Annotated in this window: 12 protein-coding genes; 5 read left to right on the top strand and 7 right to left on the bottom strand. The window is 68.3% G+C overall.

Annotated features, from left to right (window positions below; all coding sequences use genetic code 11):
- The 6 genes from AC0KUR_RS36575 to AC0KUR_RS36550 all read right to left on the bottom strand — a co-directional run.
- Positions 1 to 191, bottom strand: a 191-nt coding sequence (locus tag AC0KUR_RS36575) for a GntR family transcriptional regulator (RefSeq protein WP_143262519.1), incomplete at its 3' end; no start/stop codon positions are given.
- Between the two features lie 290 nt (positions 192 to 481).
- On the bottom strand, positions 482 to 736 hold the full coding sequence (locus tag AC0KUR_RS36570) for a hypothetical protein (RefSeq protein WP_034190485.1): 255 nt from the start codon (positions 734 to 736) through the stop codon (positions 482 to 484).
- A 34-nt stretch (positions 737 to 770) separates the two neighbouring features.
- Positions 771 to 1,226 (bottom strand): DUF1269 domain-containing protein, encoded by a 456-nt coding sequence (locus AC0KUR_RS36565; protein WP_473377274.1) that lies wholly within the window; start codon positions 1,224 to 1,226, stop codon positions 771 to 773.
- A 68-nt stretch (positions 1,227 to 1,294) separates the two neighbouring features.
- Complete coding sequence (locus AC0KUR_RS36560) at positions 1,295 to 1,492, bottom strand: hypothetical protein (protein WP_034190487.1); 198 nt, start codon at positions 1,490 to 1,492, stop codon at positions 1,295 to 1,297.
- Between the two features lie 49 nt (positions 1,493 to 1,541).
- A complete protein-coding gene (locus AC0KUR_RS36555) occupies positions 1,542 to 1,991 on the bottom strand; it encodes a phosphate-starvation-inducible protein PsiE (RefSeq protein ID WP_034190488.1) in 450 nt (149 codons plus the stop codon).
- Entirely contained in the window at positions 1,988 to 2,350 is a 363-nt protein-coding gene (locus AC0KUR_RS36550) for a LysR family transcriptional regulator (RefSeq protein ID WP_034190489.1), read from the bottom strand. Before AC0KUR_RS36550 ends, AC0KUR_RS36555 begins: the two co-directional genes overlap by 4 nt.
- A gap of 376 nt (positions 2,351 to 2,726) precedes the next feature.
- Between AC0KUR_RS36550 and AC0KUR_RS36545 the strand changes: the two genes are divergently transcribed.
- The 5 genes from AC0KUR_RS36545 to AC0KUR_RS36525 all read left to right on the top strand — a co-directional run bounded on the left by AC0KUR_RS36545 (position 2,727) and on the right by AC0KUR_RS36525 (position 10,844).
- A complete protein-coding gene (locus AC0KUR_RS36545) occupies positions 2,727 to 3,797 on the top strand; it encodes a Dyp-type peroxidase (RefSeq protein ID WP_473377273.1) in 1,071 nt (356 codons plus the stop codon).
- Entirely contained in the window at positions 3,790 to 4,605 is an 816-nt protein-coding gene (locus tag AC0KUR_RS36540; RefSeq protein ID WP_034190491.1) for a family 1 encapsulin nanocompartment shell protein, read from the top strand. Before AC0KUR_RS36545 ends, AC0KUR_RS36540 begins: the two co-directional genes overlap by 8 nt.
- 108 nt (positions 4,606 to 4,713) lie before the next feature.
- Complete coding sequence (locus AC0KUR_RS36535) at positions 4,714 to 4,983, top strand: hypothetical protein (RefSeq protein WP_049031555.1); 270 nt, start codon at positions 4,714 to 4,716, stop codon at positions 4,981 to 4,983.
- A 620-nt stretch (positions 4,984 to 5,603) separates the two neighbouring features.
- On the top strand, positions 5,604 to 8,444 hold the full coding sequence (locus AC0KUR_RS36530; protein ID WP_473377272.1) for an ATP-dependent Clp protease ATP-binding subunit: 2,841 nt from the start codon (positions 5,604 to 5,606) through the stop codon (positions 8,442 to 8,444).
- 120 nt (positions 8,445 to 8,564) lie between these two features.
- Complete coding sequence (locus tag AC0KUR_RS36525) at positions 8,565 to 10,844, top strand: FdhF/YdeP family oxidoreductase (protein ID WP_034190493.1); 2,280 nt, start codon at positions 8,565 to 8,567, stop codon at positions 10,842 to 10,844.
- A gap of 100 nt (positions 10,845 to 10,944) precedes the next feature.
- Here AC0KUR_RS36525 and AC0KUR_RS36520 read toward each other — a convergent pair whose 3' ends face one another.
- The gene (locus tag AC0KUR_RS36520) at positions 10,945 to 12,366 is read right to left on the bottom strand and encodes a purine-cytosine permease family protein (RefSeq protein WP_069705795.1); all 1,422 of its coding nucleotides are present in this window, start codon (positions 12,364 to 12,366) and stop codon (positions 10,945 to 10,947) included.
- Positions 12,367 to 12,555 lie beyond the last annotated feature (189 nt).

Below are 12,555 nucleotides of genomic sequence, written 5' to 3'. Positions count from 1 at the left end.
TAGCCCGACTGCGGCCGGCTTTCCAGCAGCCCGCGGCTTTCCAGCAGCAGATACGCGTGCAGCACGGTCGTGATGCTGATCCGGTGCTGCTGGCTCGCCTGCCGCACCGACGGCACACGATCGCCGTGTCGATATACGCCCTGCCGGATGAGTCGCTCTACGTCGTTTGCAAATTTCTCGTAGAGCTTCATCCGCCTCGCCCCGCCAGCGGTGAACCGGCCGGCGACGCATCGGCGGCATGGCCGCGCCGATGCACGAAGCCGGATAGCGGCGCCGGGGAGCGGGTATCCCGGTTCGAACCTCGTCCGTTATCGAAATTGAAGGCGGATAGCAATGCGAATCTCATCAAGACAAGGTTCGGCATGCTACTGCGTCATTTCGACGAATGTAAGTGACAGTTTGGCGAGGAAACGCCAAATCCGGCCGGCGTGGTGAACAGATTCACACGCGACGGCGCGGGCCCGCGCAGGCCCGCGTGCCCTCACGCGTCGTCGACGTTGTCCGCGTAGTGGTCGATCGCGACCTTGCACTCGTCGAACACCACCGTCAGCAGCGCGATGTCGTTCGACTCGACCCACTTGCGGATCTGCAGGAACTGGCCCGTGCCGAGATCGGCGAGGCGGGCCGGATCGTCGGTCGTCACGTCGACGGTCGCGATCGCGCGGTTGCCGTTGCCGGGCAGCGGCGCGAGCGTCGCGGCGATGTCGAAGCGCCGGTAGGATTGATCGATGCGCATGCGGTTCTCCCGAATCGGTTCGAAAAAGGCGCGCTCAACCGAGCGCCTGACGGAAGACCTTGCCGCCGAATCCCGTCACGACGTTGTCGACCGAAAACGGCGTGTCTTCCTTCGCCTCGACGATGACCGCGACGCTGCCGGGCGCGAGCCGCGCGGCCACCGTCTCGACGAAGCTGCCGTCGAGCAGCGCATTGCCGGCCGCATCGGCGAGGATGCCCGCACCCGCGCCTGCGGCCATGCCCGTGACCACGCCGAGCGGCCCGGCAAGCAGGCCGAGCAGGCCGCCCGCGATCGCACCGATCACGCCGCCCTTGAACGGCCGGGATTCGGCCGCGAGCACCGCAAGCTTGCCGGCCGCGCCCTTCTCGACGACGACGCCGTTCTCGATGTGGAATCCTTCGTTCTTCTCCGACAGCGCCTCGAAATCGTTCGCGGCCTGGCGGGCCGTGTCGACGCTGCCGAACACGGCGACGATCAGTTGCCTGGTCATTCGAACCCTCGCTCGGTTGGATGATCGGAAATGGCCGCCGCCCCGCGTGCGGCACGCCGGAATTCGCTTCAGATGCCGGTTGCCGCGACGCGCGCACCAACCGCATCGGCGTACGCGTGCGCGGCCGCCTGCTGCAGCGCCGCGACGGCCGGCGCGCGCACGCGTGCCGGGTCGGCATCGTACGCGTCGCGCGCCAGGCGGTACGCGTGCGACGCCGCGTGCTGCCGTTCGATCGCCTGTTTCGTGTCGACGTTCTGCGTGTTCATGCGGCGTCCTCCTGCGGAGACGGTGCGTTGATCGGTGGCTGGCGGCCCTTCACCTGCGCGCATGGACGTCGTCCTCGACATCGTCGACGTCGGCCGGGAAACGATGCTGACCGAAACTCAGGATCAGCACGCCGACCGCGAGCAGCACGATGCCGAAGGTCGTCATCAGCATCCGCTCGGGGCTGTCGGTCGCGCCGCGCAGGATCAGGTCGCGCGCGAGCGACGTCATCGCAATGAACAGCGGAAACCGCACGGGCAGCCGGCCGAGCCGCAGGTAACGCACGTCCATCGCGAGCACTTCGAGATACAGGAACATCAGCAGCAGGTCGGTCAGCGACACCTCGCCCGCGAGCACGACCTTCCACGCTTCCTGCACCATCGCGAACGCGGTCGCGAGGCCGATCACGATCAGCCCGGCCAGCTCGGCCGCGTGAAGAAAATGACCGAAGCGGCGGCGGATGCGCTCGGATGGCGAACGGGACAGGGCGGACGTATTCAAGGCGACAGTCGGTGTGATGAAGCGTGGGTGGCGCCGGGCGGCGGCAAATCGGAGCAACGCGCGGGGCGATGCGCGCCGTCACGCGCCTGCGGCGCCTGCGGCGGACGAGCCGCGCCGGTCGCCTGCTCGACCGCGGACAGCGTGCGGCGGCAGCACACGTGGAACGCGTCGCCCGCGTCGGTGCAGGCGACGTCGCCGGGTTCGCGGCACAGCAGCAGCCGGCAGCCGAGATAACGTTCGAGCGAGTCGAGCCGGTCGCGCACCTGCGCCTCGCGCAACTGCAGGTCGGCCGCGGCGCCGGACAGCCCGCCGTGCTCGACCACGGCGACAAACACGCGCATCGCTTCCAGCAGGTTCATGATGACGCTCCTCGTCGGCGGCGTAGCGGGACCTAATCTACTGCACGCGGCACGCACGCTCAAGAGCACAGCGCCGTGGGCGCCAGGAGTACAGCTGCGCGGGCAGCGCGCAAATTCCGTCCCCGTTTGACGCATTCGAATGACAGATTGTCGATACGTGTTCCAAAGACCCGCCGAAGCTGCTAGATTGCATGCTCGACGACGTTACGCGGTGCGGGCAGGTCACGCGCCGGGCGGCCGGCCGCCGCTGCCGCGGCCCGTTGCGCGATGCCCGCGCAACGTCCTTCATCCGCATGTCACACAGAGAACAGTCGCATGACACAGTTCAACCGTTCGCCTTCGCGCGCCGCGGCACCCGCGGCCCGTCCGTCCCGACATGACTGACCGGCAGGCCGCGATGCAGACTACCCCTCCCCCCCTCTCCCAGGCCGTTCACAGCACGGTCACGCGCAGCGCGATCTTCCTCGTGGCGACGGTCAACCCCGGTGCCGATCACGCCGACACGATCCGGTCGTGGTGCGGCGACATCGCCGCGCTCGTGCGCTCGGTCGGCAAGCGCGTGCCGGGCGGCAACCTCACGTGCGTCTGCGGTTTCGGCGCCGACGCATGGGATGCGCTGTTCGGCGATCCGCGTCCCGCGTCGCTGCATCCGTTCCGCGAATTCGGCGCCGGCCAGCGCGTCGCGGTCGCGACGCCCGGCGACATCCTGCTGCACATCCGCGCCGAAGCGATGGACCTGTGCTTCGAACTCGCGACGCAACTGCTCGGCGCGCTCGGCGATGCGGTGACCGTCGTCGACGAGGTGCACGGTTTCCGCAATTTCGACCAGCGCGCGATGATCGGCTTCGTCGACGGCACCGAGAACCCGGAGGGCCGCGAAGCGGTCGACTTCACGGTGATCGGCGACGAGGATGCCGAATTCACCGGCGGCAGCTACGTGATCGTGCAAAAGTACCTGCACGACATGGCCGGCTGGAACGCGCTCGCGGTCGAAACGCAGGAGCGCATCATCGGCCGCACCAAACTGGCCGACATCGAGCTCGCGCCGGACGTGAAGCCGTCGTGCTCGCACAGCTCGCTGACGACGCTCGACGAAAACGGCCAGGAAGTGAAGATCCTGCGCGACAACATGCCGTTCGGGCGCCCGGGCGCCGGCGAATTCGGCACTTATTTCATCGGCTACGCGCGCTCGCCGGCGCCGATCGAGCAGATGCTCGAGAATATGTTCGTCGGCCGCCCGCCCGGCAACTACGACCGCCTGCTCGACTACAGCCGCGCGATCACCGGCTCGCTGTTCTTCGTGCCGTCGGCCGACCTGCTCGAGGCGCTCGCGGACCGCGCGGCCCCGGCCGCCGACGCCGCGCCGCCGGAATCCACGCCGTCCGCGCCGCGTCGCGACGGCTCGCTGAACATCGGCTCGCTGAAAGGAACCCCGACCTATGAATAACCTGCACCGCGAACTCGCCCCGATCTCGTCGTCCGCCTGGGAACAAATCGAGGAGGAAGTGGCGCGCACCTTCAAGCGATCGGTGGCCGGCCGCCGCGTGGTCGACGTCGACGGGCCCGAAGGCCCCGAGCTGTCGGCCGTCGGCACCGGGCACCTGCTGGAGGTCACCGCACCGCGCGAGCACGTGAATGCGCGGCTGCGCGAAGTGCGCACGATCGTCGAGCTGACGGTGCCGTTCGAACTGAGCCGCGCCGCGATCGACAGCGTCGAGCGCGGCGCGCGCGACGCCGACTGGCAGCCGGCGAAGGAAGCCGCGCAGCGGCTCGCGTTCGCCGAAGACAACGCGATTTTCGACGGCTATCCGGCCGCCGGGATCGTCGGCATCCGCGAAGGCACGTCGAACCGCAAGCTCACGCTGCCGGCGGACGTCAGCGCGTATCCGGACGCGATCAGCGACGCGCTCGAGGCGCTGCGCCTCGCCGGCGTCGACGGCCCGTACTCGGTCGTGCTCGGCTCGGACGCCTATACCGCGCTCAGCGAGGCGCGCGACCAGGGCTATCCGGTCCTCGGCCATATCAAACGCATCGTCAGCGGCGAGATCATCTGGGCGCCGGCGATCAGCGGCGGCTGCGTGCTGTCCACGCGCGGCGGCGATTACGAGTTGCACCTCGGGGAAGACGTATCGATCGGCTACACGAGCCACACCGACAAGGCCGTCCGCCTGTACCTGCGCGAAACGTTCACGTTCCTGATGCTGACGAGCGAGGCATCGGTGGCCGTGGCGCCGCAGGGCAACACGGCGGCCTGAGCCCGGTTGCCCGCGCGCGACGGCCCGAGCCCGGGCGTTGCGCGCAACCGGCCGCGCCGCCGGCCGCATGTTCGTCGCCGATCGAGCCCATCCCGCATGGAGATTGTCATGAGCGATACGAATGATGCACTGCAGGCGCTGCAAGCGTCGGTCGATACGCTGAAGCAGGCCGTCGACGCGAACGCGGGCAGCCAGGCCGGCGACACCGCCGTGCTGTTTACCGTCGTCTCACTGATGCTGGCCGAGTTGCCGCCCGACACGCGCAATCTGATCGAGGATTCGTTCTCCGTCTGGGCCAATGGTCTGCCGAATGCGGCACTGTCGGCCGACGTGAAGCAGATCGCGCGGCAGCGACTTGCGATGAATCTGTCCGACTGATCGCGTTTCGACACGGTTGCGCCCTGTCCGGCGCGCCCCGTGCAACCCGCCCTCGTCCTCGGTTCCCGTGCACGCACCGGCTGCGGCGTGCGCGCGGTCGGCCGTAACCGGTTCGCGCACGCTCGCGCTACGGCATCCGCGCTGCGTCCCGTCTTCCGTATCGCCGGCCGTTTGCCGGCCGCCAGCCCCCTGCGCGCCGATGTCGCACCGTGCGGCGTCCGCGCGCCCCCGCTTCCCGTGTCCGGCCATCGCGCGCTGCGCCCGCCGCGCACGCCCGTGCCGCCGTGCGCGCGCCCGTCTGTACTCCTTCCCGCCGACGCGCGCCGCCATGTGAGGGTGCAATTCACGGCCGGTCCGGCGTGGAACTGTGTCTTGGATGGCCCCCGCCGATTCGCTATTTTGAACGCAGTCGAAGCGATGCCGTGGGCTCCTCGCAGCACTCGCGTTTCCTGCCCCGACCGCGACCGTGCGCCACGCCGGCGCGCGCTGCGCGACCGCCCGGGCGCGGCACGCGCGCCGCCGCGCCGCGCGTCGTGCGAGCGCGGTCGGGACACGCGAGCGCCGCACCGCATCGGGACTTCACCCTTCGACCCACCTTCACAGACAGGAGCCAGACCACCATGCCCGCACTTTGCGATATCTGTCACGCCCGGCCGGCCGTCGCGCGCGCAACCGTGATGCAGGACGGCGAGCGCAAGACGATTTCGATCTGCGATTACCACTTCCGTCAGCTGATGCGGCATCAGAGCATGCTGAACCCGTTCGATTCGCTGCTGGGCGGTGGCGGCCCGTCTTCGCTGTTCGGCGGGCTCGGCGACGAATCGCCGCTCGCCGCCGAGATTCCGCGCGAATCGGTCGACCCAACCGACGCGTTCAGCGAACAGACGCTCGAACTGCTGCAGCGCGCGGCCGAGAAAGCACACGAGCTGCGCCGCAGCGAACTCGACTCCGAACACCTGCTGTACGCACTCGCGGACACCGACGTGTGCGCCGCGCTGCTGAAGGAACTGAAGCTGTCGCCGCAGGACATCCAGTCGTATATCGACGAGCATGCGCACACCGGCACGGCCGACCCCGATGCGCCGCTCGACAAGCTGTCGATCTCGCCGCGCGTGAAGAAGGCCGTCCAGTACGCGTTCCAGGCGTCGCGCGATCTCGGCCACTCGTACATCGGCCCCGAGCACCTGTTGATCGGGCTCGCATCGGTGCCGGACAGCGTCGCCGGCACGCTGCTGAAGAAATACGGCGTGACGCCCGAGGCGCTGCGCCAGAAAGTCGTGAAGGTGGTCGGCAAGGGCGCCGAGGACGGCCGCGTCGACGCGCCGACCGGCACGCCGAACCTCGACAAGTTCGGCCGCGACCTCACCGCGATCGCGCGCCAGGGCAAGCTCGACCCGGTGCTCGGCCGCGCGCAGGAAATCGAGAGCACGATCGAGGTGCTCGCGCGCCGCAAGAAGAACAACCCGGTGCTGATCGGCGAGCCGGGCGTCGGCAAGACGGCGATCGTCGAAGGGCTCGCGCAGCGGATCGTCAACGGCGACGTGCCCGAAGTGCTGCGCGACAAGCGGCTCGTCGAAGTCAACATCAACTCGATGGTGGCCGGTGCGAAGTACCGCGGCGAATTCGAGGAGCGCGCGAAGCAGCTGATCGACGAAGTGACTGCGAAGCAGGACGAACTGATCCTGTTCATCGACGAACTGCACACGATCGTCGGCGCGGGCCAGGGCGGCGGCGAAGGCGGCCTCGACATCGCGAACGTGCTGAAGCCCGCGCTCGCGCGCGGCGAGCTGAGCCTGATCGGCGCGACGACGCTCAACGAGTACCAGAAGTACATCGAGAAGGACGCCGCGCTGGAGCGACGCTTCCAGCCCGTGTTCGTGCCGGAGCCGAGCGTCGAGCAGACGATCGTGATCCTGCGCGGGCTGCGCGACAGCCTCGAGGCGCACCACCAGGTGACGTTCGCCGACGACGCGTTCGTCGCGGCCGCCGAATTCGCCGACCGCTACATCACGTCGCGTTTCCTGCCCGACAAGGCGATCGACCTGATCGACCAGGCCGCCGCGCGCGTGCGGATCGGCGCGACGTCGCGCCCGGTCGACATCCAGGAAGGCGAGGCGCAGATCGCGCAACTGAAGCGCGAGCAGGACTACGCGACGTCGCGCAAGCGCTTCGACGAAGCGAAGCAGTTCGAGGAGCAGATCAACGCGAAGCAGAAATCCGTCGACGAGAAGATGGAGGCGTGGCAGCGCAAGACCGGCTCCGAGACGCTCGAAGTGACCGTCGAATCGGTGGCCGAGGTCGTGTCGCGGCTGACCGGCATCCCCGTGTCCGAGCTGACGCAGGAAGAACGCCAGAAGCTGCTGAAGATGGAAGAACAGCTGCGCGAACGCGTGGTCGGCCAGAGCGATGCGGTCGTCGCCGTCAGCGACGCCGTGCGGCTGTCGCGCGCGGGGCTCGGCCAGACGCACCGGCCGATCGCGACGTTCCTGTTCCTCGGGCCGACGGGCGTCGGCAAGACCGAACTCGCGAAAGCGCTGGCCGAGACCGTGTTCGGCGACGAGCAGGCGATCATCCGCATCGACATGTCCGAGTACATGGAGCGGCACGCGGTTGCCCGGCTGATCGGCGCGCCGCCCGGCTACGTCGGCTACGACGAAGGCGGCCAGCTCACCGAGCGCGTGCGGCGCCACCCGTACAGCGTGATCCTGCTCGACGAGATCGAGAAGGCGCATCCCGACGTCTACAACGTGCTGCTGCAGGTGTTCGACGACGGCCGGCTGACCGACGGCAAGGGCCGAGTGGTCGATTTCAGCAACACGATCATCATCGCGACCAGCAATCTCGGCGCGGCGATCATCATGGACAACCTCACGCAGCCGGAAGCCGCGCGCAAGACCGACAAGGCGATCCGCGAGGAACTGATGCAGGTGCTGAAGGGCCATTTCCGGCCCGAGTTCCTGAACCGGATCGACGAGGTGATCGTCTTCCACGCGCTGTCGAAGGACAACATCCGCGCGATCGTGCAGATCCAGCTCGACCGCGTGGTGCGTACGGCCGCCGCGCAGGACATCACGCTCGTGATGGGCGGCTCGCTCGTCGACCACCTGACCGAAGTCGGCTACCAGCCGGAATTCGGCGCGCGCGAGCTGAAGCGCCAGATCCGCCAGACCATCGAGACGCGGCTCGCGAAGGAGATCCTCGCCGACCGGCTGAAATCGGGCGACACCTGCGAGGTCGACTACGACAAGGACAGCGACGAAGTGAAGTTCAACAAGCTCGCCGCGCCGGAAGCGAAGGACAAGAAGGACGCCGGGAAGGACGCGGACGGCAAGGCCAGGCCGAACGGCAAGGCCGCCCAGGCATCCGGTGACGCGAAGGCGGACGACACGCCCGCCGACGCGCCGCCGCCCGCGGCGAAGTCGGGCAAGAAGTCGTCCGGCGCGAAGAAGGACGCACATTAAAAACGCGTACCCGGCAGACCGGGCACGCATGACCGGCTCCGTCCGCGGGACGGAGCCGCCCCACGCCGCGACACGGCGCAACCGAGCCACCCGTAGCGGGCCCGGCTCTTGGAGATTCACATGACAAATCGACGCGAAGTGCCAGGCATCAGGAAATACGATGGGCCCGCCGGCGGTTGGGGCGCGCTTCGCGCGACAGCCGATGCGGTGCGTACGCAGATGGAAACCATCGAGGCGCCGATCGTGCTGATGCGGACCAACCAGCCCGACGGCTTCGACTGCCCCGGCTGTGCGTGGCCCGACAAGGAACACAAGTCGACGTTCCAGTTCTGCGAGAACGGCGCGAAGGCCGTCACGTGGGAAGCGACGACCAAGCGCGTGACGCCCGAGTTCTTCGCGGCGAACACCGTATCGTCGCTGCTGCGCATGTCGGACTACGAACTGGAGGACATGGGGCGGCTCACGCATCCGCTCGTCTACGACCGCGCGAGCGACACGTTCCGCGCGATCGAATGGGACGACGCGTTCGCGCGCATCGGCGAAGTGCTGCGCGCGCTGCCGCCCGAGCAGGTCGAGTTCTACACGTCGGGCCGCGCGTCGAACGAAGCCGCGTACCTGTACCAGCTGTTCGCGCGCGAGCTCGGCACCAACAACTTCCCCGACTGCTCGAACATGTGCCACGAGCCGACCAGCGTCGGCCTGCCGCAGTCGATCGGCATCGGCAAGGGCACGGTGTCGCTGGAGGATTTCGACCACTGCGAGCTGATCATCTCGATCGGCCACAACCCCGGCACGAACCACCCGCGGATGATGGGCACGCTGCACGAGTGCGCGCGCCGCAACGTACCGATCATCGTATTCAACCCGCTGCGCGAACGCGCGCTCGAACGCTTCGCCGATCCGCAGGACATGATCGAGATGGCGTCGTTCGGCTCGACGCGTATCGCGTCGACGTACTACCAGGTCGACGCGGGCGGCGACGCGGCCGCGCTGAAGGGCATCATGAAGGCGCTGCTGAAGCTCGAAGCCGAGCAAGGCAACGTGCTCGACCGCGATTTCATCGCGCAGCACACCAACGGCTTCGACGCGTTCTCGGCCGACCTCGAGGCCACGTCGTGGGACGACATCGAACGCGCGAGCGGCCTCAGCCAGGCACAGCTCGAACAGGTCGCGCTCGCGTACGCGAAGTCGAACGCGACGATCGTCACGTACGGCATGGGCGTCACGCAGCACAACAAGGGCACCGCGACCGTCCGCCTGATCGCCGACCTGCTGCTGATGCGCGGCAACATCGGCAAGCCCGGCGCCGGCGTGTGCCCGCTGCGCGGCCATTCGAACGTGCAGGGCAACCGCACGGTCGGCATCACCGAGAAGCCGTCGGCCGAGTTCCTGAAGAAGATCGAGGACGTGTGCGGCTTCACGCCGCCCGCGCATCACGGGCACGACGCCGTGCAGGCGATGCAGGCGATGATCGACGGCACCGCGAAGGCGCTGCTGTGCCTCGGCGGCAATTTCGCGGTCGCGCTGCCCGATCCCGAGCTGTCGTTCCCGGCGATGGCGAAGCTCGACCTGAGCGTGCATCTCGGGACGAAACTGAACCGTTCGCACCTGCTGGTCGGCAAGGAAACCTTCATCCTGCCGGTGCTCGGCCGCACCGAGCTCGACATGCAGGCGACCGGCCGCCAGTCGATCACCGTCGAGGATTCGATGTCGATGGTCCACGCGTCGGCCGGCAAGCTCAAGCCGGCATCCGACCAGTTGCGCTCGGAGCCCGCGATCGTCGCGGGAATCGCGCATGCGACGCTGCCGAACAGCAAGGTCGCATGGCTCGACCTGATCGCCGACTACGACCGCATCCGCGACCTGATCGACCGCACGGTGCCCGGCTTCGAGGCGTTCAACGAGCGCATCCGCACGCCGGGCGGCTTCCGCCTGCCGCTGCCGCCCACCGAGCGCGTGTGGCCGACGCCGACCGGCAAGGCGATGTTCTCGGTCTACAAGGGAGTGAAGGAGGACGCGGACGTGCTCGGCGCCGAGCAGGTGCTGCGGCTGATCACGCTGCGCAGCCACGACCAGTACAACACGACGATCTACGGGCTCGACGACCGCTATCGCGGCGTGTTCGGGCGACGCGACGTGCTGTTCATGAACGTGGCCGACCTCGCGAAGTACGGGCTCGAGCACGGCGACCTCGTCGACATCGAGACGATCACCGCGTCGGGCCGCACGCTGCGCCTCGAGAAGATCACCGCGATCGAGTACGACATCGCGCCGGGCTCGGTCGGCGCGTACTATCCGGAAGCGAACGTGCTCGTGCCGCTCGACTACATCGACAAGGAAAGCGGCACGCCGTCGTACAAGTCGGTGCCGGTGCGCGTCGTGCGCTCGGCCGTCGTTTGACGGACCGGCAGGCGGGCGGTGCATCGTTCACCGCGCGCCTGCCCGATCCCTGCCACCGGCCGCCGCGCGCCGCAACCCGGGCGGCGGCCCTCCCCGCCTTTCAGCGCGCTGCCGTCGGCGGCAGGTGCGCCGCACCCTGCCGGCGCCGATACGCGCTGTCGCGCGTCGCGAGCCAGTAGTACAGCGGCGAGGTCAGCAGCAGCCCCACGAGCCACGACAGGTCCGCACCGCCCAGGTGCGCGGGAATCGGGCCCGCGTACATCGGCGTGTTCATGAACGGAATCTGCACGAGGATGCCGATCGCATACGCGAGCAGCGCCTGTGGATTGAAACGGCCGTAGATCCCGCCGTCCACCCTGAAGATCGACTGGATGTCGTACTTGCCCTTGTGGATCACGTAGAAGTCGATCAGGTTGATCGCCGTCCACGGCACCAGCACGACCAGCAGCGCGAGCACGAGATCGACGAGGTTGCCGACGAAGTTCGTCGATGCCCCGATCGCCGCGTAGCAGCATGCGACGAAGATCACGACCGACACCACCGCGCGCGCCTTCGCGGTCGGAATCCACTTGTACGCGAACGTCTGCACCGACGTGATCACCGCGAGCACCGCGCCGTACAGGTTCAGCGCGTTGTGGCTGATCACGCTCAGCAGGAACAGCACGAGCATCAGCGGGCCGAGCGGGCCCGTCGCCTGCTTGACGGCGTCCATCGTGTCCGCGCCGGCCGGCACCGCGAGCACCGCGACCGCGCCGAAGATGAACGCGAGCGTCGAGCCGATCGTGCAGCCGAGATAGGTCGCCCAGAACGTCGACGCGACGCCGACGTTCTCCGGCAGATAACGCGAATAGTCCGACACGTACGGCGCGAACGCGATCTGCCACAACGCCGACAGCGACACCGTCGCGAGCCAGCCCGCGAAGTCGAAGCCGCCGCGCGTCAGGAAATCGTCGGTCGTCACGTGCGAGAGGATCATCCAGAAGCCGACGAAGATGCCGATGCCGAGCACCCACGTGCCGATGCGGTTCAGGATGTGGATGAACCGGTAGCCGACGATCCCGATCAGCCCGGAGCCCACCGCGCCGATCACGATGCCGACGGGCACCGGCACCGACGCCGCGATGCCGTGTACCGACTTGCCGGCCAGCACGATGTTCGACGCGAAGAAGCCGACGTACATCACGGCCGCGATCACCGTGACGAGCAGCGCGCCCCACGAGCCGAACTGCGCGCGGCTCTGGATCATCTGCGGGATGCCCATCTGCGGCCCCTGCGCCGAGTGCAGCGCCATCAGCACGCCGCCGACGGCCTGACCGACGACGATCGCGACGATGCCCCACATCAGGTTCAGGTGGAACATCTGCACGCCGAGCGCACCCGTCACGATCGGCAGCGGCGCGATGTTGCCGCCGAACCAGAGCGTGAACAGGTCGCGCACCTTGCCGTGGCGCTCTGCGGGCGGCACATAGCCGATCGTGTGCTTCTCTATCATCGGGGACGCATTGCGTTCCGCGTTCGTCATGGTCAAGTCTCCTGTCCTGCGCGCCGATGCGCGCGTGCCGTTTCCGCCGGCGCGCGTCGGGGTGCGCGCCTGCAATCGGGTCCGGATACGCGAGCGACGACGCGCCGCGTGCATGCGCGGCGGCGTCGAACGAAGCGGACGAGGCACGCCGGCGGGGACGGATGACATGTCCCGCCGGCGTGGGCGCGG

Source organism: Burkholderia sp. YHN3-13, from assembly GCF_055810675.1.
The sequence above is the reverse complement of the archived record's forward strand: the minus strand, read 5'-3'. Positions and strand labels throughout refer to the sequence as shown.